The 19,970-nt window shown below is 67.6% G+C and carries 20 protein-coding genes; 6 read left to right on the top strand and 14 right to left on the bottom strand.

The features are described from left to right. Nucleotides 1–121 precede the first annotated feature (121 nt). The gene (gene yedA, locus VG566_RS13010; protein WP_032956239.1) at nt 122–1,027 is read left to right on the top strand and encodes a drug/metabolite exporter YedA; all 906 of its coding nucleotides are present in this window, start codon (nt 122–124) and stop codon (nt 1,025–1,027) included. Beyond that, nucleotides 1,024–1,920 carry an EamA family transporter RarD gene (rarD, locus tag VG566_RS13005; RefSeq protein WP_014645638.1) on the top strand — a complete coding sequence of 299 codons (897 nt, stop codon included), beginning with the start codon at nt 1,024–1,026 and terminating at the stop codon, nt 1,918–1,920. Before yedA ends, rarD begins: the two co-directional genes overlap by 4 nt. 207 nt (nt 1,921–2,127) lie before the next feature. Here the strand turns inward: rarD and VG566_RS13000 are convergent, their stop codons facing one another. Further along, nucleotides 2,128–4,953: a TonB-dependent receptor gene (locus tag VG566_RS13000; protein WP_241884787.1), complete on the bottom strand. Its 2,826-nt coding sequence runs from the start codon at nt 4,951–4,953 to the stop codon at nt 2,128–2,130. Nucleotides 4,954–5,312: 359 nt separating this feature from the next. Here VG566_RS13000 and VG566_RS12995 point away from each other — a divergent pair, with 359 nt between their 5' ends. After that, nucleotides 5,313–5,591: a YrhB domain-containing protein gene (locus tag VG566_RS12995; RefSeq protein ID WP_019661820.1), complete on the top strand. Its 279-nt coding sequence runs from the start codon at nt 5,313–5,315 to the stop codon at nt 5,589–5,591. A gap of 96 nt (nt 5,592–5,687) precedes the next feature. On the opposite strand, the gene VG566_RS12990 is transcribed toward VG566_RS12995, so the two are convergent. The 4 genes from VG566_RS12990 to VG566_RS12975 form a co-directional block, all read right to left on the bottom strand. Then, nucleotides 5,688–7,010 (bottom strand): ABC transporter permease, encoded by a 1,323-nt coding sequence (locus tag VG566_RS12990; protein WP_032956233.1) that lies wholly within the window; start codon nt 7,008–7,010, stop codon nt 5,688–5,690. Between the two features lie 13 nt (nt 7,011–7,023). Further along, nucleotides 7,024–8,181, bottom strand: coding sequence for an ABC transporter permease (locus tag VG566_RS12985; protein WP_014035671.1), 1,158 nt, complete (start codon nt 8,179–8,181; stop codon nt 7,024–7,026). Between the two features lie 14 nt (nt 8,182–8,195). Next, nucleotides 8,196–8,885, bottom strand: a complete 690-nt coding sequence (locus VG566_RS12980) for an ABC transporter ATP-binding protein (RefSeq protein WP_004137569.1) — start codon at nt 8,883–8,885, stop codon at nt 8,196–8,198. 102 nt (nt 8,886–8,987) lie between these two features. Beyond that, the gene (locus tag VG566_RS12975; protein ID WP_053495704.1) at nt 8,988–10,235 is read right to left on the bottom strand and encodes an efflux RND transporter periplasmic adaptor subunit; all 1,248 of its coding nucleotides are present in this window, start codon (nt 10,233–10,235) and stop codon (nt 8,988–8,990) included. 202 nt (nt 10,236–10,437) lie between these two features. On the opposite strand from VG566_RS12975, the gene VG566_RS12970 reads away from it, so the two are divergent. The 3 genes from VG566_RS12970 to VG566_RS12960 are packed head-to-tail and all read left to right on the top strand — an operon-like array spanning nt 10,438 to nt 12,385. After that, nucleotides 10,438–10,566, top strand: a complete 129-nt coding sequence (locus VG566_RS12970) for a hypothetical protein (RefSeq protein WP_257473236.1) — start codon at nt 10,438–10,440, stop codon at nt 10,564–10,566. Next, nucleotides 10,563–11,786, top strand: coding sequence for a sensor histidine kinase (locus tag VG566_RS12965; protein WP_032956229.1), 1,224 nt, complete (start codon nt 10,563–10,565; stop codon nt 11,784–11,786). Before VG566_RS12970 ends, VG566_RS12965 begins: the two co-directional genes overlap by 4 nt. Continuing rightward, nucleotides 11,783–12,385, top strand: a complete 603-nt coding sequence (locus VG566_RS12960) for a response regulator transcription factor (protein WP_014645643.1) — start codon at nt 11,783–11,785, stop codon at nt 12,383–12,385. Before VG566_RS12965 ends, VG566_RS12960 begins: the two co-directional genes overlap by 4 nt. A gap of 546 nt (nt 12,386–12,931) precedes the next feature. Here VG566_RS12960 and VG566_RS12955 read toward each other — a convergent pair. From VG566_RS12955 to VG566_RS12915, 9 genes are all read right to left on the bottom strand, one after another. Then, nucleotides 12,932–13,468, bottom strand: a complete 537-nt coding sequence (locus tag VG566_RS12955) for a cytochrome b (RefSeq protein ID WP_049441850.1) — start codon at nt 13,466–13,468, stop codon at nt 12,932–12,934. After that, the gene (locus tag VG566_RS12950; RefSeq protein WP_032961465.1) at nt 13,465–14,568 is read right to left on the bottom strand and encodes a catalase family peroxidase; all 1,104 of its coding nucleotides are present in this window, start codon (nt 14,566–14,568) and stop codon (nt 13,465–13,467) included. Before VG566_RS12950 ends, VG566_RS12955 begins: the two co-directional genes overlap by 4 nt. A gap of 136 nt (nt 14,569–14,704) precedes the next feature. Then, nucleotides 14,705–16,072: a leucyl aminopeptidase family protein gene (locus VG566_RS12945; protein ID WP_032961462.1), complete on the bottom strand. Its 1,368-nt coding sequence runs from the start codon at nt 16,070–16,072 to the stop codon at nt 14,705–14,707. Nucleotides 16,073–16,075: 3 nt separating this feature from the next. Beyond that, a complete protein-coding gene (locus VG566_RS12940) occupies nt 16,076–16,795 on the bottom strand; it encodes an HAD-IA family hydrolase (RefSeq protein ID WP_241884786.1) in 720 nt (239 codons plus the stop codon). A gap of 74 nt (nt 16,796–16,869) precedes the next feature. Next, nucleotides 16,870–17,337, bottom strand: coding sequence for a hypothetical protein (locus VG566_RS12935; RefSeq protein WP_049441852.1), 468 nt, complete (start codon nt 17,335–17,337; stop codon nt 16,870–16,872). 91 nt (nt 17,338–17,428) lie between these two features. Next, nucleotides 17,429–18,538, bottom strand: a complete 1,110-nt coding sequence (locus tag VG566_RS12930) for an AI-2E family transporter (RefSeq protein ID WP_032961455.1) — start codon at nt 18,536–18,538, stop codon at nt 17,429–17,431. Nucleotides 18,539–18,605: 67 nt separating this feature from the next. Further along, the gene (locus tag VG566_RS12925; protein ID WP_014645650.1) at nt 18,606–19,061 is read right to left on the bottom strand and encodes a hypothetical protein; all 456 of its coding nucleotides are present in this window, start codon (nt 19,059–19,061) and stop codon (nt 18,606–18,608) included. Continuing rightward, nucleotides 19,058–19,528, bottom strand: coding sequence for a phage holin family protein (locus VG566_RS12920; RefSeq protein ID WP_014645651.1), 471 nt, complete (start codon nt 19,526–19,528; stop codon nt 19,058–19,060). Before VG566_RS12920 ends, VG566_RS12925 begins: the two co-directional genes overlap by 4 nt. 8 nt (nt 19,529–19,536) lie before the next feature. Next, entirely contained in the window at nt 19,537–19,902 is a 366-nt protein-coding gene (locus VG566_RS12915; protein WP_004153835.1) for a hypothetical protein, read from the bottom strand. Nucleotides 19,903–19,970 lie beyond the last annotated feature (68 nt).

Here is a 19,970-nt window from a genome sequence, read left to right as displayed (position 1 = left end):
CAACACGGGGTAGCAGACCAGAGCAGGGTTCATGGATGGATGACAGCGTGCCACCGCATGGGGTCCCGGACCATACTCAAAACGTCCTAGAATCCGCCTTCCCCCGGCTCCCTGGTGTGTCATGTCGGCTCCCCCCTCTTCGTCTGCGGCTGCCCCCCGGGGTGGCCTTGTCGCGCTGGCACTGCTGCTGGTCTACGTGGTCTGGGGCTCGACCTACCTGGGCATCGCCAAGGCCCTGCACGGCGGCGCACTGCCGCTGACGATGGTCTCCGGCAGCCGCTTCATCATTGCCGGCGGCCTGATGTTCCTGGCGCTGCGCCTGTTCTGGAAACTGCCGAACCCGACCCTGCGGCAATGGCGCAACCTGGTCATCATGGGCGTGACCATGCTGGTGCTGGGCAACGGCATGGTGGTGCTGGCCGAGCGCGAGGTCTCCTCGGGCCTCGCCGCCACCGCGGTGGCCTCGGTGCCGCTGTGGATGGCACTGTTCTCGGCACTGCGCGGCCAGCACGCCAGCCGCGGTGAGTGGCTGGGCATCGCCATCGGCTTCCTCGGTGTGGTCTGGCTCAATGCCGGCAGCAGCCTGACCGCCTCGCCGACCGGGCTGGTGCTGCTGCTGATCGCGCCGATCGGCTGGGCGTTCGGTTCGGTGTGGGCACGCGGGCTGGACCTGCCGGGCCCGTTCATGACCGCGGCCGGGCAGATGATCTGCGGTGGCGCGCTGCTGGTGCTGATCGGCCTGGCGGTCGGCGAGCGCCCGAGCACGCTGCCCGATACCGGTGGCCTGCTGGCGATGGCCTACCTGTGCGTGTTCGGCTCCATCGTCGCGTTCACTGCCTACGTGTGGCTGCTGCAGAACGTGCGCCCGGCGCTGGCCGGCAGCTATGCGTACGTCAATCCGGTGATCGCGGTGCTGCTCGGCGCGCTGCTCAACGGTGAGCGCTTCGGCTGGCGCGACCTGCTGGCGATGGCGGTGATTCTCCTGGGTGTGGTGGTACTGACGATGGCAAGGACGCGAAAGAGATGAGCATGGACGAGAAAGAACAGCGCCGGGGCCTGCTGGTCACCGCGTCCACCTTCGTGATCTGGGGCCTGGTGCCGGTGTACTGGCACCTGCTCAACGAGGTGCCTTCGTTCCAGATCATCGCCCACCGCATCATCTGGAGCACCGTGCTGGTGCTGGGCTGGCTGCTGATCAGCTCGCGCCTGGGCTGGTGGCAGAAGATCGCCGCGCAGCCGCGCGCGCTGCCGATCCTGCTGGTGTCGAGCCTGACCATCGCCTTCAACTGGGGCCTGTACATCTGGGCGGTCAACGCCGGCCATGTCATCGAGACCAGCCTGGGCTACTTCATCAACCCGCTGGTGAACGTGCTGCTGGGCGTGCTGGTGCTGAAGGAACGCCTGCGCCGCCTGCAATGGGTGGCGGTGGCGATGGCGGCGGTGGGCGTGGCCTGGCTGACCATCGACGCCGGCACACCGCCGTGGATCGCGCTCGGCCTGGCTTGTTCGTTCGGCCTGTATGGGCTGTTGCGCAAGCTGGTCTCGGTCGACCCGGTGGCCGGCCTGGGCGTGGAAAGCATGTACCTGTTCCTGCCGGCGCTGGCCTTCGCGATCTGGGCGGAAAACGGCCATGGCGGTGCGTTCTTCCATGGCTGGGGCTGGCGCAACGACCTGCTGCTGATCTTCGGTGGCGCAGTCACCGCCGTACCGCTGATCGGCTTTGCCTACGGAGTGAAGCGCATTCCGCTGTCGCTGGTCGGCATCCTGCAGTACATCGCACCGAGCCTGCAGCTGCTGCTGGGCGTGTTCTTCTTCCACGAAGCGTTCGATACCGCCAAGGCGATCGGCTTTGCCGCGATCTGGGCCGGCCTGATCCTGTTCGTCGGCGACAACATCCGCACGATGCGCGCCAAGCGCTAGCGCCGGCGGGGCTGCGGGGTCGGATCCCTCCGCAACGCGGAGGGCTCTGACCCTGTTCTATCCGTCGCCTGGGGTCAGAGCCCTTCGCAGGGCGAAGGGATCCGACCCGCTTCCACCCAAAAAAGAACGGCGCCCCGAGGGGCGCCGTTCTGCTTCCGTCCACGGCCAGGAGAGAGGGATGGCCGTGGCGGGAACGCGGTTGCAGGCTTAGAAGCGCTGCTGGTACTTCATGTACATGAAGCGGCCGATGTCGAAGCCACCGTAGTAGGTGAAGCTGCTGTTCGGCTGGCTGTACATGATCGGACCCTGGTGGTTGAACACGTTGTTCACGCCCAGCGACACGGTGCCATCCCACGGCAGGCTGTAACGCACCTGCAGGTCGTGGAAGGTGTTGGAGCCCACCTTGTTGGTCGGCGACGCGCTGGTGTACGACGAGTTGAAGCCCGGCAGGTTGCACTCATCCATGTACGAGCACTTCTCCTTCATGCTGGAGTAGTAGCGCGCGGTCCAGCCGATGCCGAGGTCGCCGTACTGCCAATCCAGGTTGAAGGTGGAGCGCACGCGGAAGTCGCCGGCCCAACCGGTACGCTGTTCCACCGGGGTGGTGGCGGCGCTGTCGTTGCGCTGCTCCAGGTAGTCGGTGTAGGTGGTGTTCCAGTTGACGGCGAACTTGCCGAACGCGGTTTCCGGCAGGCGGTAGCGCACGTTGATGTCATAGCCGGCGGTTTCGCGGTAGCCCGCGTTGACCAGCGAGCGGTCCAGCGAGTTGACCTGGCCGTTGCTGCCACGGGTGAAGCGGCCGCAGGCGGCATCCGAACCCTGCACGTAGCACTGTTCCAGGATGTTGGTGGCCGACTCACCGACGATGGCGTTGTCGATGCGGATCTTCCACCAGTCCAGGCTGACGTCCAGGCCCTGCACGAAGTCCGGGCTGTAGACCAGGCCGACGGTCCAGGTCTTGGCGGTTTCCGGCTTCAGGCCCGGGTTGGAACCCGAGCTGAAATCGGTGGTGGCCTGCTGGCCGGGCTTGGTGGCCACGCTGCCATCGCTGTTGAGCTGGCGGAAGTTGGCCGGCACCTTCAGCGCCTGGCAGCGGGCAGCGACGGTCGGGCTGGTGGCGGCGGTACCGAAGGAGGTATCGCACGGATCGGTGAACGAGTCGCGGCTGCTGACGGTGCCGCCGTACAGGTCATCCACGGTCGGCGCACGGAAGCCGGTGCCGTAGGTGGCGCGCACCAGCAGGCTGTCGATCGGCTTCCACTTCAGGCCGAACTTGCTGTTGGTGGTCGAACCGAAGTTGTTGTAGTCCGAGTAGCGGCCGGCCATGTCCAGCGACAGTTCGCGGGCGAACGGCAGGTCGGCCAGCAGCGGCACCTGCAGCTCCAGGTAGACCTCGTTGAGCGAGTAGTTGCCGCGGGTCGGCTGGCCGCTGGTGCCGGCGATCTCGCCCTTCTGCACCATCGTGTCCGGAGTGTAGCTGGCTTCTTCGCTGCGGTGCTCGAAGCCCATCGCGGCCAGGATGTCGCCGGCCGGCAGGGTGAGCAGCGAGCCGGAGATGTTGCCGCTGGCGACCTTGGTGGTGCTCTGCATCTTGTCGACGAAGCGGGTGAACAGGTAGTCCTGCACGTCCTGGTTGCTCAGCGAGCCGGGGCCGGTGTAACCCATCGGGGCGGCCGGGTTCCACGGCACGCAGCCGGCGATCACCGCGCCCGGCGCACCGCAGCGGGCCACGTTGCCGTCCATGAAGGACGGGCCGACGGCCAGGTTGACGTGCGGCTGGTACATGCTGCCGGTACCGATGCGCTCGCCTTCGTTGCGGTTGTACATGTAGTTGACGTTCCAGTCCCAGTACCGCGAACCGGTTTCGAAGCTGCCTTCCAGACCAATGCTGGCGCGCTTGGTTTCCAGGTTGTTCTCGGTGCCGCGCGGCAGTTCCTCGGTACGGTGCGCGAACAGCGCATCCTGGCCCCACAGGTTGAACGCGCTGTCCTTGGACAGGGCGGCACGGCTGCCATTGCGGGCCTGTGCGGCGCTGACCGAGTACGGGTAACCGGCCAGGTGCTTGGTCGACTCGCGCTTGCTGTACAACGCGTCGGCGACGATGCGCAGGTTGTCGGTGATCGAGAAGCCACCGTTGGCGAACACCGAGGTGCGTTCCAGGCCTGTCAGCAGGCTCATGTTCGACCTGGTGTTTGCACCATCAGCCGGGTCCGGCGCATGGAAATTGCCGGCCTTGCCCGGGTCGCCGCCCGGGCCCACCGTCAGGTTCTTGCCACCGACGGTGACGTAGCCCCACGGGGTGTTGCCATTGAGGCCATCGTTGGGGTGGCGCGGGCCGTTGGTGTAACGGCTGAACGCGCGGTCCTTGCCCAGCACCTCATCTTCCTTGGTGCGCTCGGCACCCACGCTGAACCAGCCGCGCTCGAAGGTCTTGCCGAAGGTCGCGCTGTAGGCGCGCTTCTGGCCGTCACCCTGGCCGTACTGGCCGACATAGACGCTGGCTTCGCCACCATCGAAATTCTTGCGGGTGATGATGTTGACCACGCCGGCGATGGCATCGGAGCCGTACAGCGCGGAGGCGCCGTCGGTCAGCACTTCCACGCGCTCGACGATGGACGACGGGATCGAGGCCAGGTCGGAGTAACCGCCGGCGCTGACGCCCATGCGGCGGCCGTCGATCAGCACCAGGCTGCGTTCCGGGCCCAGGTTGCGCAGGCTGACGTACATGCCGCCGAAGTCGCGCGAGGAGGTCAGCGACGAGGCGCGGCTCATGCTCGGCGCACCGGCGGCAGGAATGTCCTGCAGGATGTCAGCGACGTTGACGTAGCCCTTCTTCTCGATCTCGGCGCGGTTGAGCGCGACCACCGGCTGTGCGGTTTCGACACTGGCCTGGCGGATGCGCGAGCCGGTGATTTCGATGCGGTCGAGGTTGGTCGGGGTATCGCCGGCGCTCTGTGCGAAGGCGGGGGTGGTGCAGCTGGCGGCCAGCGCGATGACGATCGCGTTGCGCAGCGGATTGGTTTTCAGGGACATCCGTGAAATCTCGTGTTTCAGTAAAAACAAGCGCCCGTTCTATGGGCGCGTGGGGTGCTGCAAACCAACGTGGGGGGGCGCGATTCTAGAATGTTTCCATTCGTAACTGTTTGTCTCGGCGCCGCTGGACGTGCGCGAAAATGAATCGCAACCAACAATCCACAGATGCGCTGTGCGCAGCGTCACGCGCGCTGCGTTTGCGATGGGCAGAGGCATCGATAGCGGCACGAAGCTGGCACGCTTGAGTGGTTGCGACAACGCGTCGCAGTACGCGCTTGTATGCAGGCGCGCAGCCGTTGTGATGCACCTGCCCGCATGAAATGCTCTTCGCCTTGTCATCGAAGGCAGGAGAGGAAGGAATGATCCAGCTTGAAGAAGCACGCCGTCGCGTGGAGGCTGCACTTGCCAGCGACGATGAGCCGGTTGCCATCACGCATGAGCACGAAGTGGTCGAAGGCTGGCTGTTCTGCTTCCAGTCGCTGCGCTACCTGCAATCCGGCGAAATCTCGGATGCATTGGCCGGCAATGGGCCGATCTTCGTCGACCGGCACACAGGCGAGCAGCACGCGCTGGGCACGGCGTATCCGCCCGAGGAGGTCCTTCGCCAGCATCTGGCCGCGCGCGGCCCCGCCGTCTGATGCTGCGGCGGCGGATTTCTGAGTTCGGCAACGTGAAAGGGACGGAGCCTTCGCTCCGTCCCCTTGCGTGATGCGCAGTCCACCGCTGCGCGATGCTCAGGTTTCGCGCAGCGCCGTGGTGATCGGCAAACGTGCCGCGCGCAGGGCCGGGAACAGGCCGCCGACCAGGCCGATGCCCAGTGCCCATTTCAGGCCGGTCCACAGCAGTTCCGGCGACACATGGAACTTGAACACCACTGCGCTGAAGTTGCTGCCGATGGTGGACACGCTGTAGCCATTGAACAGCAGCCACGCCACCGCACAGCCGAGCAGGCCACCGAGCAGCGCCAGCAGCATCGTCTCCAGCATCACTGCCGTCACCACCGGCAGGCCGCGGAAGCCGATCGCACGCATGGTGGCGATTTCGCGGGCGCGCGTGGCGACGGCCGCATACATGGTGTTGAGCGCGCCAAACACCGCACCGACCGCCATGATCGTGCCGATCACCTTGCCAAGGATGTCGATCAACTTGGTCAGCCCGCCGCCCTGCTTGCTGTAGTACACGCGGGTGGTTTCCACGTCCAGTTTCAGGCGCGGGTCGGCGGCGACGGCGGCCTTGAACTGATCGAAGCCTGCCTTGCCCTCGGTGCGCACGCTGATCGACTGCCAGGCGCTGCGCTGGTAGGTGGTGGCCAGCGTATCGGCGTCGGTCCACAGTTCCGAATCATGCGCATCGCCGGTGGCGAACACACCCACCACGGTCCAGGTCTGGTTGCCCAGGGTCAGTGTCCTGCCCACCTCCATGTCGCGGAACTGGCCCTTGGCGCCCTGGCCGACCACGATCTCGCGCAGGCCAGTGGCGAACTTGCGCCCCTCGACGATCCTGACCTTGTCATGCACCGCCCATGCCTGCGGGCCCACGCCGCGGAACTGCGCGTTGACGTCGGTGCCATCGGACTTCGACACCAGGTTGACCACCTGCGACAGCTCCGGCGACAGCAGCGGCCGGCCCTGCGCATCGCGGCTGATGCCGGGCAGGGTGGACAGCATCGGTACCTGCTCGCGGGTGATCACCGAGTTGGTCTCGGCCTGCGAGCCACCGCGCAGCACGATGGCAGTGGTGTCATCGCCGGTGTTGTTGAGCGTGGCCTGGAAGCCTTCGCCCATCGCCAGCATTGCCACCAGCACGCCGACCACGCCGGCGATGCCGACCACGATCACCGAGGACGCGCCCCAGCGCTGCGGCAGGCTGGCCACGCCGATACGGGTGGCGGCCAGCGCCAGTCGCCCCCCGCGGGTCAGCAGAAGCCACAGGGCCACCAGCACGGTCACGGCCAGCACGCCGGTCCACGGCAGGCTGATCCACAGCACCAGGCCGACCGCCAGCAGCAGCACCGTCACGCCGTTGCCCAGCCACTTCTTGAGTTTGCTCTTGAACATGTCTGTGTTCTCCTCAGCGACCGGCCAGTGCGTCGACGATCTTCAGGCGCTTGGCACGCAGCGCCGGCAACAGGCCGACGATGATGCCGATCACCACGATCAGGCCCAGCCCCATCAGCCAGGTTGGCGTCGGCACGTGCGGCGGCAGCATGCCCATGCTCTTCGGGCCGATGGCCGGCAGGATCAGGGCGGCCAGGCCCATGCCGATCAGGCCGCCCAGGCCGATCAGCAGCACCGATTCCACCATCACCAGGGTCAGCACGGTGCTGTCCTTGAAGCCCAGCGTCTTCAGCGTGGCCAGCTCCGGCACGCGCTCGCGCACGGCCTGCGCCATGGTGTTGCCGGTCAACAGCAGCAGGGTGAAGAACACCGCGCCCATGATCGAGGTGACGATCATGCCGATATCCGCGAACTGCTTGACGAAGGCCTGCTGGAACGCCGATTCGGTCTGGGTCTTGGTCTCGTGGTCGGAGTTGGCCGAGATCGCGTCGATCGCCTGCGCCACCCGCGAAGAGTGGTCCGGGTTGTCCAGCGTTACCGTGTACCAGCTCACCTGGTTCTTGATGTAGTCGTTGGATTCATCGAAGTACTTCCAGTTCATCATCAACTGGCGTTCTTCGTTGGCGGCCAGCGCACGGTCCTTGGAACGGTAGATGCCCTTGAGCACCAGCGGCCAGTCGTTGCTGCCGCCACGCGGGAAGATCGTGGCCTGCAGCGGGATGGTGTCGCCGATCTTCCAGCCGAACTGCTTGGCCAGGGTTTCGCCGACGATGGCGCCGGTACGGGTCTGCTTCCAGTCTTCCAGCTGTGCCGGGTCGATCTGCAGCTCGCGGTAGACATCGAAGTAGTTGGGGGACACCGAGAAGTTCGGGAAGAAGTTCTTCGGGTCCTGGTAGATGCCGCCGAACCACATGCCATAGGCCACGTCGCGCACGCCGGCCACCTGCCGCACCTGGGCTTCCAGGCGGATCGGCAGCGACTGGGTGATCGACAGCCGCGATGCGACCACCAGGCGGTTGGCGCCTTCCACGCTGCCGCCGGAGGTGAATGCCACGCGCACCGAATCGAGCATGCCGAACAGCAGGAACGCGGCCACCACGGAGAGCAGGGTCAGCAACGTGCGGGTACGGCTGCGGAACAGCTGCGCCCACACCAACGAGAAGTATTTCATCGCCGTGGCCTCCGTCAGTGGGCCAGCGGCGCGTCGGCCAGCTCGCCCTTGTCCAGGTGCACCGTGTGCGTGGCGTACTCGGCGGCCTTCGGGTCATGGGTGACCATGATGATGGTCTTGCCATGCTCCCGGTTGAGCTGCTGCAGCAGGCCGAGGATCTCCTCGGCGGACTGGCGGTCGAGGTCGCCGGTCGGTTCGTCGCAGATCAGGAAGGTCGGGTCGGAGACGATCGCCCGGGCGATTGCCACGCGCTGCTGCTGGCCGCCGGACAGTTCATTCGGGCGGTGGCTGCGGCGGTCGGCCAGGCCGACCAGGGTCAGCGCGATCTCGGCGTTGCGGCGGCGCTGCGCCGCATTGAGGTGGGTCAGCAGCAGCGGCAGTTCCACGTTCTTCTGCGCGGTCAGCATCGGCATCAGGTTGTAGAACTGGAACACGAAGCCGACGTGGTGGCTGCGCCAGGTCGACAGCTGGCCGCCGCTCATCTGGTCGATGCGCTCGCCCTCGATGCTGATCTCGCCGCCGCTGGGGTTGTCCAGGCCGCCGATCAGGTTGAGCAGGGTGGTCTTGCCCGAGCCGGACGGGCCCATCAGCGCGACGAAGTCGCCGCTGGCGATGTCCAGGTCGATGCCGTGCAGCACCTGCACTTTCTCGGGGCCACGCTGGTAGGTCTTGGTGATGTTGCGCAGTGAAACCAGGGTCGACATGGGTGGTTCTCCACGGAAGGCGGGAAACGGGGAAGCGCCACGGCAGGGGCCGCAGGCGTGCGTCGAGCGGTGCTGCCGGCGGCGCCCGTGGGCGCCAGGCCGCTACTGCGCTTGTTTCTGTTGCACCTTGGCGCCATCGCGCAGGCTGTCCGGCGGGTTCAGCACCACCGATTCACCTGCGCTCACGCCCTTGAGGATCTGGCGGTCCTTGCCCATCGCCTGGCCGGCCTCGACCGTGCGCTGCTGCACGCGGCTTTCGTCACCCAGCACGAAGGCAACCGAGGCGCCCTCGCGCTGGACCACGGCGCCCGCCGGCACGCGCACGCCCTGCGGTTTGGCGGCCGCCTGCGGCTGCGCCTGCTCCAGGAAGCTGACGCGCACGCCCATCTCCGGCACGATGCGCGGGTCCTTCACCTTCAGCGCCACGCGCACCTTCACCGTGGCCTTGCCGCGGTCGGCGGTGGGGATGATGGCGATCACCTCGCCCGGAATCTTCCACTCCGGATAGGCGTTGAGCGTGGCTTCGACCGGCATCTTCGGCTGCACGCGGCCGATGAAGGCCTCGCCGACCTCGACTTCGATCTCCAGCGAGTCCATGTCGACGATGGTGCCGATGCCGGTACGGGTGAACCCACCGCCCGCCGACAGCGGCGAGACGATTTCGCCGGGCTGCGCGGCCTTGGCAGTGACCACGCCGGAGAACGGCGCGCGCACGATGTTGTTGTCCACGCCCAGATCGGCGATGGCCAGCTGGTCGTTGGCCACCTTGACGTTGCGCTGTGCGGTGTCCAGCTGTGCACGCAGGCTGTCACGCTGGGCCACCGCCTGGTCGTACTGCGAGCGCGACACCAGCTGCTGGCCGACCAGTGCCTGCAGGCGGCTGGCTTCAGCGGCCGCCTGCCTCTGCTGCGCTTCCAGCCCGGCCACCTGGCTGCGTGCGGCCTGCAGCTGCGAGGCATACAGGCTGCGCTGCGCGTCGGCATCGATCGGGTCCAGCGTGGCCATGATCTGGCCCTGTTCCACGCGCATGCCTTCCTCGATCATCACCTCGCGCACCTTGCCGGTGATCTTGGCCGATACCGTGGCCATGCGCCGGGCGACCACGTAGCCACTGGCATCGAGCACCGAACTGCTGGCGCTGCCCTGCTGGATGGCCACGGCGGGGGCGGTTTCCACGTCCACTGCCGGCGTACGCCCGAACAGGGCGAAGCCGACAGCGGCCAGCAACAACACGACCACGATGATCGCGATCCACAGCCAGCGGCGGCCACCGCCACTGCCGCCGGAGGCGGGCGGCGGCGATTTGCGGTCGATACGGAGTTCCTTCAACAGCTCGGCAGAAGCGTTCATTCGTTCCATCACAGGCGTTTGGGCGGGTGTGGCCGGAAGGGCGGACGGCGGCGGTTCCGGCGGTGGAGCGTGCGGCACAGCATGCAGGCAGGCACAGCGATGACGGCAGTGACAGCTGTCACCCGATGACACTGACGGCGGCAACTGCGAAACGTGACCACGGCGGCACAGGATGGCAACGTCCCCGCTACCGGTACCGCCCATGGATCCGATCACCCCGTCGCTGGCCCGCCACAGCCGCGCCGCCAAGCGTACCGTGATCCGCGCTCGGTTGCGCCGGTGCCGCCCGGCCGGTGGTGGCGCCTGCGCGCAGGCGGCTGAACTGGCATGATCGGCGGCGATCGTCCCCGCCTGGAACCGCCCGTGCCGTCGACATGGCTTGCCTCGCTGCTGCGCCCCGCGCCGGACTCGGCGGTGGCCGATACGCTGCGCCGGGGAAAATCGCCCTGGAGCGAGGCAGTCCACCTGCTGTGGTCGGTGTGGATCTTCCTGACGCCCTTGCTTGGCCACGGCTTCACCCTGCGCTGGCTGCTGCTGACGCTGGCCAGCTATCCGGTGTTCCTGCTGCTGTACGCCAAGGTGATGGTGGCGCCGCGCCATCACGCTCCGCGCTATGCGCTGGGCCTGATCGCGATGTCGCTGGTGCTGCTGCCCTGGTATCCGTCCGGGCTGACCTACTTCGTGTTCGGCTGCGTGCTGCTGCGGGTGAGCGGACGCGGTGGCTGGTGGCAGTATCTGCTGCAGCTCACTGGCCTGAACCTTCTGTTCTGCAGCCTCGCGCTGCTGTTCCAGTACCCGTGGCAGAGCCTGGTCTGGATCCCGGCCGTGTCCTACATCGTGGGGCTGGTCGTGAACGTGGAAGCGCTCAACCAGCAGAAGGATGCGGCACTGCAGCTGTCGCAGGACGAGGTGCGGCGGCTGGCGGCCACTGCCGAGCGCGAACGCATCGGCCGCGACCTGCATGATCTGCTCGGCCACACCCTGTCGCTGATCACATTGAAGCTGGAGCTGGCGCGCAAGCTGCACGACCGCGGCGACGCGCGCGCGCGGCTGGAGATCGGCGAGGCCGAGGCCATCGCCCGCGAAGCGCTGGCACAGGTGCGCAGCGCGGTTACCGGCATCCGCGCCAGCGACCTGGCCGGTGAGCTGGCATCGGCGCGGCTGCTGCTGGAATGCCAGCAGGTCCACCTTCAATACGCACCACCACCGGCGATGCCGGTGGATGTCGAACGCGGGCTGGCGCTGGTGCTGCGCGAGGCCGCAACCAATATCGTGCGCCATGCACAGGCGACACAGGCACGGGTGGAGTTCATGCTGGAGGGACGCATGCTGGCGATGCAGATCCGCGACGATGGCCGTGGCGGCGTGCAGGCCGAGGGCAACGGGCTGAGCGGCATGCGCGAACGCGTGGCCGCCCTGGGGGGCAGCCTGCAGGTACAGTCCGCAAAGGGCGAGGGCACGCGACTGACCGTGCGCGTGCCACTGGCTGCCGCGACCACACCGTTGCCGCCGGGAGCGCCGCCGTCGCTGGCACAGGACGGTGCCGCATGATCCGCATCCTGCTGGCCGAGGATCAGGCGATGGTGCGCGGTGCACTGTCGGCGTTGCTGGGCCTGGAGCCGGATATCGAGGTGCTGGGCAGCGCCGCCGATGGCGAAACCGCGTGGCGGATGCTGCAGCAGCTGCAACCGGACATCCTGGTCACCGACATCGAGATGCCCGGCCTGTCCGGGCTCGAGCTTGCCCAGCGCATCGCGCGCCACGAGCTGCCGATCAAGGTGGTGATCGTGACCACCTTCGCCCGCGCCGGTTTCCTGCGCCGCGCGCTGGAAGCCGGCGTGCTGGGCTACCTGCTGAAGGATGCACCGGCCGAGAACCTGGCCGATGCCCTGCGCAAGGTGAAACAGGGCATCCGCGCGATCGACCCGCAGCTGGCACTGGATGCGTGGTCGCAGGCCGATCCGCTGACCGACCGCGAGCGCCGCGTACTGCGGCTGGCGGGCGAGGGCCGCACCGCAAGCGAGATCGCCGAGCAGCTGGGGTTGTCGCACGGTACGGTGCGCAATTACCTGTCCGAGTGCATCGGCAAGCTGGGCGTGGCCAACCGGATCGAGGCGTACCGGCTGGCGCGGCAGAAAGGGTGGTTGTAGCGGATCATTTCCGCGCCTGCGGAGACGTGTCACTTTCTTTGCTCGTGCAAAGAAATTAACCAAAGAAACACGCCGCCAGAGCGCGAGCCGTCGCTACGCGACGGTTCCCTGCGCTTCTCGGCGAATCAGGGGACGGCGCCGAACTCGCTGCGCTCAGACACCGGCGCCTCTGCGCCCCTGATTCCCCTGCGATGCTCGGCTCGCTCAAGGCGGACCCAAGGTCAAGAACCACAGCTGCACGACGATATTTGGTAGCGCCGGGCCGTGTCCGACGAGTGAAGCGGCCGCTTTCGCCTTTGATCTTGAGTCCGCCTTCAAGCGAGCCGAGCACCGGAGGTCCGGCGAGGGCGAAGAGGTGCGGGTGTCTGAGCGCAGCGAGTTCCCGCGCCGTCCCTCGACGGACCGAGGAGCGCAGGGCACCGGCGTGCGAAGCACGCCGGCTCGCGGCCGGCGGAGCGTTTCTTTGGTTACTTTCTTTGCGCGCAAAGAAAGTGACACCCCCCGCGGTCGCGGAAACAATCCGCCGGGAACGCCCGGCGAATCCTTTCAATTCTTCCCGCGCGCCATCGCCTGGAACACCCCGTCACGCCGCACCCACAGGTGGAACAGCGCCGCACCCACGTGCATCAGCACCGTTGCGAACAGCACGTAGGCCAGCAGACTGTGCGCATTACGCAACGCGGCGTACAGCGCCGGTGTGTGTGGCACGATCGGCGGCAGGTGCAGGCCGCCCCACAGCACGATCGGGTAACCGCCGGCCGACAGCATCGCCCAGCCGATCAGCGGCATCGCCAGCATCAGTGCGTACAGCATCCAGTGCGAGGCCTTGGCCGCCATCACCTGCCACACAGGAAGATCCGCCGGCAGCGGCGGTGGGCGATGACGCAGCCGGTTGTACAGGCGCAGCAACACCAGTACGCCGATAGTGATGCCCAATGGGCGGTGCAGGTCGATCAGCATCGGCCGCAGGTGCAGCGAGGCGACCATGGTCACGCCAATGAACAGCATGGCGACGATCATCAGCGCCATGGACCAGTGCAGCACCCGCGCCAGCAGGTTGAAGTGGCCGTTGCCGGTGCTCATCGTGCGGCCTCCTTCCGTTGCTCGACGTTGCCGGTGGCGCGCTCGCGTTCGCGGCGGTTGAAGGACTGCGAATACACGGCCGAGCGGGCCGCCAGGATCGGATCGTCACTGCCACGCACGCCGCTGGGCAGGATCAGCGGATCGAAATTGATCTGCCCGCAGGCGCCCTGTTCCTGCGACTGCATGCGGTCCAGGCTGAGTACGCCGGCCACTACCTGGTCACGCGATTCGGGCCACGGCACCGACGGATCATCGATGGCATCGCCCGGCTCGGCGGTGGTCACGACCAGGTTCCAGCGCACCGGGCCGCTGGCCAGGCGCTGCTGCAGTTCCTGGCTGAGGAAATCGACGCTGGCCTGCTTGCGGGTTTCCGCATCCATCTCCACCACCGGCGCCTGCGGCTGCCAGCGCCAGCGCACCGCGCGCTTCTGGCCCTGCGCATTGGTGAACCAGAAGCTGTTGACGCTGTTGAAGGTGGTGTCGGCCCAGCTGCTGGTCCACGGCGCGGTCTTGGCCCACTGCTGGAAAGCCTGCGCACTGGGGTATTTGGCCAGCACCGCGGCCATCTTCTGCGGATCGGGCTTGCCGGTGGCCGGGTCGGGAATGGAGGCGCGGGTCTGCTCGTAGAACGCCTCGGCGCTGGGCACGGCGAAGAACGGGAAGCTGTTCATCGCCATGCGCCATTCCTGGCCATCATCGCTGACCATCTGCACCGCGAGGCTGCGCACGCGTGCAGTGTTGTCGGCACCGTAGGGGTCGCCGCCGCCGATCGACAACCGGCCCATCACCGGCACGCGGCGCTGCGAGAACACCCGTGCGCTGGACAGGGTGGGGGCCTGCGCGCTTGGTTCGAACCAGCCGCTCACGCAGATGCCCTTGCTGTGCGCGCGGCGGAAGCCCGGGTGGGCCGGGCCGGTGGCCTCGATGGTGTCGGTGAAGCGCTGCGCGGTCAGGCGGTTTCCAATCCAGCCGGCCAACCAGGCGAAGGCCAGCGCGACCGCACCCAGAATGAGTGCGATCAGTGCGATCCAGAGCAGGGGTGAATGCTTGCGTGGCGCGCCCGGCGTCTGGCCAGCGCGGGTGTAGCGGAAGAGCGACATGGTCGGAGTCCTGCCTTCACGGAGCGTGTGGGTGGTCGACCCACACATCCTCGCAGAACCCGGCCGGGGCCGAAATTCAATTTTTCGTCAGATTTTCCGGGGACGGGGTGCCGACCAACGGTCGGCACCCACCCGATCAGCTGTAGCGCTGCTTCAGCATCGCCCACGCCGAGCGCAGCGCCAGCGCTTCGCCACCGGCCGGACGGCCCGGGCGCTCGCCGTCGTTCCAGGCATACACATCCAGGTGCGCCCAGCGCTGGCCGTCTTCCAGGAAGCGTTCCAGGTACAGCGCGGCGGTCACCGAGCCGGCCATGCGCGAACCGGCGTTGGCCAGGTCGGCGATGCCGCTGCTCAGGTAGCGCAGGTAGGGGCGCCACAGCGGCATGCGCCAGACCGGGTCGCGGGTCGCGTCGCCGGCCTGCAGCCACTGCTGGGCCACGCTGTCGTCGTTGCTAAAGAGCGCCGGTAGATCCGGGCCCAGTGCGATACGTGCGGCACCGGTAAGGGTGGCGAAGTCCAGCACCAGGTCCGGCTTCTGCTCACCGGCGAAGGTCAGCGCATCGCACAGGATCACGCGGCCTTCGGCATCGGTGTTGTCGATCTCCACGCTCAGGCCCTTGCGGGTGGCGATCACTTCGCCCGGGCGGAAGGCATCCGGACCGATCGCGTTTTCCACCGCCGGCACCAGCAGGGTCAGCCGCACCGGCAGCCCGCGCGCCATCACCAAGCCGGCCAGGGCCAGTGCGTGCGCGGCGCCGCCCATGTCCTTCTTCATGTTGCGCATGCCGTCGGCTGGCTTGATGTCCAGCCCGCCGGTATCGAAGCACACGCCCTTGCCCACCAGCACCAATGCCGGATCGGTGTCCTTGCCCCAGCGCAGCACGACCAGGCGCGGCGCACGATGCGAAGCGCGGCCCACGGCGTGGATGGCCGGGAAATTCTGCTTCAGCAGTTCGTCGCCGGTAATCGCCTCGACCTGCGCACCATGTGCATCGGCCAGCGCGCGCGCGGCGTCTTCCAGCTGCTGCGGGCCCATGTCTTCGGTCGGGGTGTTGACCCAGTCGCGCACGCGCAGGCTGGCGGCGATCAGGTCGGCCACTTCGCCGGTCGGCGAGGCCACCAGCTGCGCCGGTGCGCGATTGCGCTTGCGATAGCGGTCAAAGCGGTAGCTGCCCAGGCCCCAGCCCAGCTGCAGCAGCGCCAGTTCGGCGGCCGGCAGTTCATTGGCCAGCTGCCAGACGCTGCCTTCCGGCAGCGCGTGCGGCGCATGCGCATAGCTGTAGGCATCGGCACGATCACCCACGCCCATCACGGCACCGGCCAGGCCATCGGCGCCCGGCAGCAGTGCCACGCTGTGGGCGCCGGCGTTGAAGCCCTGCGATGCCAGCCACGCCTGCGTGGCAGCCGGCTGGCTGTCCTTCCAGGCGGCGAACTGCTCGCGGTCCAGCACGTACAACGGCAGCGCCGCAGCGGTGTCGGCGGTGAAACCAGTGATCTCGCTCATGCGTCAGGTACTCCGGGGTGCGGCGGCGTCGAGGTTGGCATCCAACCAGTCGGCCAGGCCGGTAAGGGTGCCGAACTGCAGGTCCGGCTGCAGCTGCGGATGGGTCCAGGTGGCTGCGTCGCGGTTGATCCAGCAGCCGCGCAGGCCGGCGGCAATCGCCCCGGCCACGTCCATGTCGGCATGGTCGCCGACGTGCAGCACCTGTGCCGGTGCCACACCCAGGCGGGTGCACGCGGCATGGAAGATGCTGGCTTCGGGCTTGGCCGCGCCGTGTTCGCGCGAACCCAGCTGGAAGGCGAAATGATGGGCCAGGCCGATCCGCTCCAGGTCGGCGTTGCCGTTGCTCAGCGCCGCCACCGGTACCCGTGCGGCAATGCGCGCCAGCGCGTCGATCGCATCGGGATAGCACTCCACCTGGTTGCGCGCGGCGTAGAACACTTCATACGCAGGCTCCAGCAGATCGAGGCTGGCACCGCTGGTGTGCAGTGCTTCGTGCAGGGTCAGCCGGCGCAGCGCACTCAGGTCGTGGTGGAGGTGCGGATGGGCGTGGTACAGCCGCTCGCGCAGTTCGCGCATCGCCTCCACCGGATACATCGCGGCGGTAGCGGGGCTGTGTTCGCACATCCAGGCGTGCAGGGCCTGTTCGATGCGGGCGCCGATCGGAGCGAACGGCCACAGCGTGTCGTCAAGGTCGAGGGTGATGGCTTGGACGGGGAAATTCACCTCGCCATTCTACCCCTGCCCGCGCGGGCTTTCATGCGGCGCGGCGGGCGGGTGGGCACTGTGGCTGGGCCGGGTCAGCGCAGGTTGTACGAGCAGGCGATGGTGGTCTGGCCGTCGAACTGCTGCACGTCCAGGTTGTGCCGCCCAACTTCCTTCGTGTAGGTGCCTGCCACCGGGTCGGACATCTTCGCCAGTGCCGCGACCTGTTCCACACTGGCCGAACTGAAGTACGCGGTGAAACTGTCGATGCCATCCTCGCCGCTGTCGCCGTCATAGGACTGCAGCCGGTTCACGGGCTGGCCCAGCACCATCAAGGGCGTGGTCAGCCGGAACTCGCCGCTGGATTCGCCGTCCTGCGCCCTTGCCGGGGCCGGTGCCAGCATCCGGCCCATGGCGTCGAACTGCATGGGCGTGAGGTGCCGCTTGCAGGTAACCGCCTCAGCAAGCTGGGTGCGCGCCTGATCGGCAGTCGGCGGTGTCGCGGCGAACGCGGGAGCGGCAATGCAGGCCAAGGCAAGGCAACGCGTGGCGAGAGAGTTCATACGAGCGGATCCATCCGGGTAGGGCGCCATAGTCTGCCACTTCGTCCCTGTTTCTGGTTCCGCCACCTGCGTCCATCCGTTGTTGATGCCGTCACTCCAGCAGGCGTGCCCAGCCCTGCATGCCATCCAGGCGTGCCAGCACCAGCTTGATGCACACCAGCAGCGGCACTGCCAGCAGCAGCCCGATCATGCCCCAGGCCCAGCCGAACACCATCAGCGCCAGGATCAGCACCAGCGGCGACAGCTTCATCCGACGGCCCAGCACGATCGGGGTCACCATCTGCCCTTCCAGGGTGTGCAGGCCCAGGTAGGCGGCGGCCGGCAGCAGGGCCTGCAGCGGGTCGCGGAACTCGACGAAGCCCATCAACAGCATCAGCGCCACGCCGATCAGCGGACCCACATACGGGGCGAAGTTCAGTAGTGCAGCCACCGTGCCCCACAGCAGTGCTTCCTGCAGGCCGATGCCGAGCAGCATCAGCACGCCGGCGAACACCAGCCCGACCAGGGTGTTGATGACGCTGATGGTCAGCACGTAACGCGAGACCTCCCGTTCGATCGAACGCAGGATGTCGGTGGTGAACCGCTGCTGCTGGCGGTTCGGGAACAGGGCGATCGCTGCGCGCTGCAGGCTCTGCCCGTAGATCATGAAGAACAGGGTCAGCAGCACCACCGCCAGCACCGACGCGGCCAGGCGCGGTGCACGGGTCAGCATGCGGTATGGATCGTCCAGCTGGGTGCGGATCACCTGCACCTTGTGGTTGCTGTCACCGCCGGCCACGCGGGCGAAGTTTTCCGCCGCCTGGTTGGCCTGCTGCACCGGCTTGGTCAGGTCCTGCACCTGCCGGGCCACCTTGCGCAGCTGCTGCGGTGCTTCCTGCGCCCATTCCATCGCCGGACCGATCAACTGCACCGCCAGCGAACCGGTCACGCCCAGCCCGGCGCCGAGGATCAGCAGGGCGCCCAGCGCGCGCGGAATCCACAGCTTCTGCAGCAGGCGCAGGATCGGGTTGCCGACCAGTGCGAAGAACATCGCCAGCAGCACCGGCAGGATGATGTCCTGCGCGGCCCACAGCGTGTAGCCCACCGCCAGGGTGGCCAGGACCACCAGCGACATCGGCCCGCGTGGACGCGACGGGGGCGGCAGCGGCGCCTCCGCACCCTGCGGATCGGCTGGTGACGGGGACAGGAGGGACTCGCTCATCGACGCACCAACCGGGAAGGGGAGCGCATTATCCGCCGGCCGCGATCGGCGCGGCGGAGTGCATGGATCAACGTTCGGACAGCTCGGTGGCGGCTTCGGCCGGGCGCGGTTCGCGCGGTTCCGGTTCGGGTTCCGGGCGGGGGGCAGGTGCCGGCCGTGCGTTGGCGGCGGAGGCCGCCGCCTGTGCCTGTTCGCTGGCATCGTCGGCTTCTTCGGCCGCGTCGTCGGCGGTCGCTGCAGCCTGTGCCGCCATCGCCGTGGCAAACGCCGCCTGGGCACTGGCGAACAGGTTCGAGACCGAACCGACCATCTGCAGCCAGCGCGCACCGTTGACCTTGCCGGGCACTTCCAGCTTGCCGGCGATGAAGCCACCGGCCAGGCCGACCACCACGATGCGCAACGGCGACCAGCCCTTTCGCCAGACGTCGCTGAGCGTGGACCAGTGGTCCTGGGTCTCGCCCAGGCGCACGGTCACCACCTGTTCGCAGCGTTTCACCCGCCGCTGCAGCGCGCCGAACTTCATGGCTTGCCCTCGGGCAGCTGCACGCCGGCATCGGGGTCGTCTTCGCTGGGCTCGTCGAACAGGCCCAGGCGTGACAGCTGGCGCCGGGTGGCATGCATGCCGGTGTGGTGGAAGAAGTAGGACACCCGCCAGATCGCGTAGCCGGTGACGGCCAGGCTCAGCAGCGAGGTGATCAGCAGCGCCTGCAGCCAGCTAAGGCCCCAGCTCTGCAGCAGGGCGATGAGGGTGGCCGCCATCAGCAGCCAGGCCGAGGCACCAAATACGATCGCCACGCCGGCCCAGGCCAGCGCACGGCCGAAGGCGCTGCGGGCCAGGGCGAAGTCGGCCGAGGCCAGCCGGCGCAGCGAGCGCACGGTGTGCTTGGCCGAATCGGCGGCGGCACGACCGGCCGCGCCGACCTGGCGGATGCTCTCATCCAGCGGCGGGGTGGCCGCCGGATCAGGGGCTTGCGCGTTGTCTTCGCTCACGCCGCGGCTTACTTGTCGCTGCTGCCGCGGGCCAGCTTGGCGATGATCCAGCCGGCAGCGAAGGCGACGCCGAACGAAGCCAGCGGACGCTCACGGATCAACTCGGCGGCGCTGTCGATCAGGTCCTTGCCCTTGTCCATCAACGCGTCAACCTGTTCCTTGGCAGCGGCACCACCGAATTCGGCGGCGGCCAGGCCAGACAGTGCGCTGTCGGACAGTTCGGCCTTGACGTTGGCCTTGCCGATGCGCAGCTCGTCGGTCGCGGCACCGGTTGCGCCCTTGATCGCACCGCCGGCGGCCGTGGCGGCCTGCTTCAGGTGGGAACCGGCTTCACCCAGGTGTTCCTTCAGGTTCTCGGTATTGGTGGGGCTCATCGAATCACTCCTGTTGCGATGGGGGAACGGGTGTCGGCGGTGCCGACCTGGACTGACAGCAATAGCAT

The organism is Stenotrophomonas sp. CASM114 (assembly GCF_049384325.1).
Lineage (GTDB): Bacteria > Pseudomonadota > Gammaproteobacteria > Xanthomonadales > Xanthomonadaceae > Stenotrophomonas > Stenotrophomonas muris.
The sequence above is the reverse complement of the archived record's forward strand: the minus strand, read 5'-3'. Positions and strand labels throughout refer to the sequence as shown.

Bases quoted from the DNA above. Each gene is read 5' to 3' on its own strand.
- rarD (WP_014645638.1), top strand. From the start codon at position 1,024: ATGAGCATGGACGAGAAAGAACAGCGCCGGGGCCTGCTGGTCACCGCG.
- VG566_RS12955 (WP_049441850.1), bottom strand. From the start codon at position 13,468: ATGAGCACCGGCAACGGCCACTTCAACCTGCTGGCGCGGGTGCTGCAC.
- VG566_RS13000 (WP_241884787.1), bottom strand. From the start codon at position 4,953: ATGTCCCTGAAAACCAATCCGCTGCGCAACGCGATCGTCATCGCGCTG.
- VG566_RS12945 (WP_032961462.1), bottom strand. From the start codon at position 16,072: ATGAGCGAGATCACTGGTTTCACCGCCGACACCGCTGCGGCGCTGCCG.
- VG566_RS12985 (WP_014035671.1), bottom strand. From the start codon at position 8,181: ATGAAATACTTCTCGTTGGTGTGGGCGCAGCTGTTCCGCAGCCGTACC.
- yedA (WP_032956239.1), top strand. From the start codon at position 122: ATGTCGGCTCCCCCCTCTTCGTCTGCGGCTGCCCCCCGGGGTGGCCTT.
- VG566_RS12965 (WP_032956229.1), top strand. From the start codon at position 10,563: ATGATCGGCGGCGATCGTCCCCGCCTGGAACCGCCCGTGCCGTCGACA.
- VG566_RS12990 (WP_032956233.1), bottom strand. From the start codon at position 7,010: ATGTTCAAGAGCAAACTCAAGAAGTGGCTGGGCAACGGCGTGACGGTG.
- VG566_RS12970 (WP_257473236.1), top strand. From the start codon at position 10,438: ATGGATCCGATCACCCCGTCGCTGGCCCGCCACAGCCGCGCCGCCAAG.
- VG566_RS12960 (WP_014645643.1), top strand. From the start codon at position 11,783: ATGATCCGCATCCTGCTGGCCGAGGATCAGGCGATGGTGCGCGGTGCA.
- VG566_RS12930 (WP_032961455.1), bottom strand. From the start codon at position 18,538: ATGAGCGAGTCCCTCCTGTCCCCGTCACCAGCCGATCCGCAGGGTGCG.
- VG566_RS12915 (WP_004153835.1), bottom strand. From the start codon at position 19,902: ATGAGCCCCACCAATACCGAGAACCTGAAGGAACACCTGGGTGAAGCC.
- VG566_RS12995 (WP_019661820.1), top strand. From the start codon at position 5,313: ATGATCCAGCTTGAAGAAGCACGCCGTCGCGTGGAGGCTGCACTTGCC.
- VG566_RS12975 (WP_053495704.1), bottom strand. From the start codon at position 10,235: ATGAACGCTTCTGCCGAGCTGTTGAAGGAACTCCGTATCGACCGCAAA.
- VG566_RS12980 (WP_004137569.1), bottom strand. From the start codon at position 8,885: ATGTCGACCCTGGTTTCACTGCGCAACATCACCAAGACCTACCAGCGT.
- VG566_RS12935 (WP_049441852.1), bottom strand. From the start codon at position 17,337: ATGAACTCTCTCGCCACGCGTTGCCTTGCCTTGGCCTGCATTGCCGCT.
- VG566_RS12925 (WP_014645650.1), bottom strand. From the start codon at position 19,061: ATGAAGTTCGGCGCGCTGCAGCGGCGGGTGAAACGCTGCGAACAGGTG.
- VG566_RS12950 (WP_032961465.1), bottom strand. From the start codon at position 14,568: ATGTCGCTCTTCCGCTACACCCGCGCTGGCCAGACGCCGGGCGCGCCA.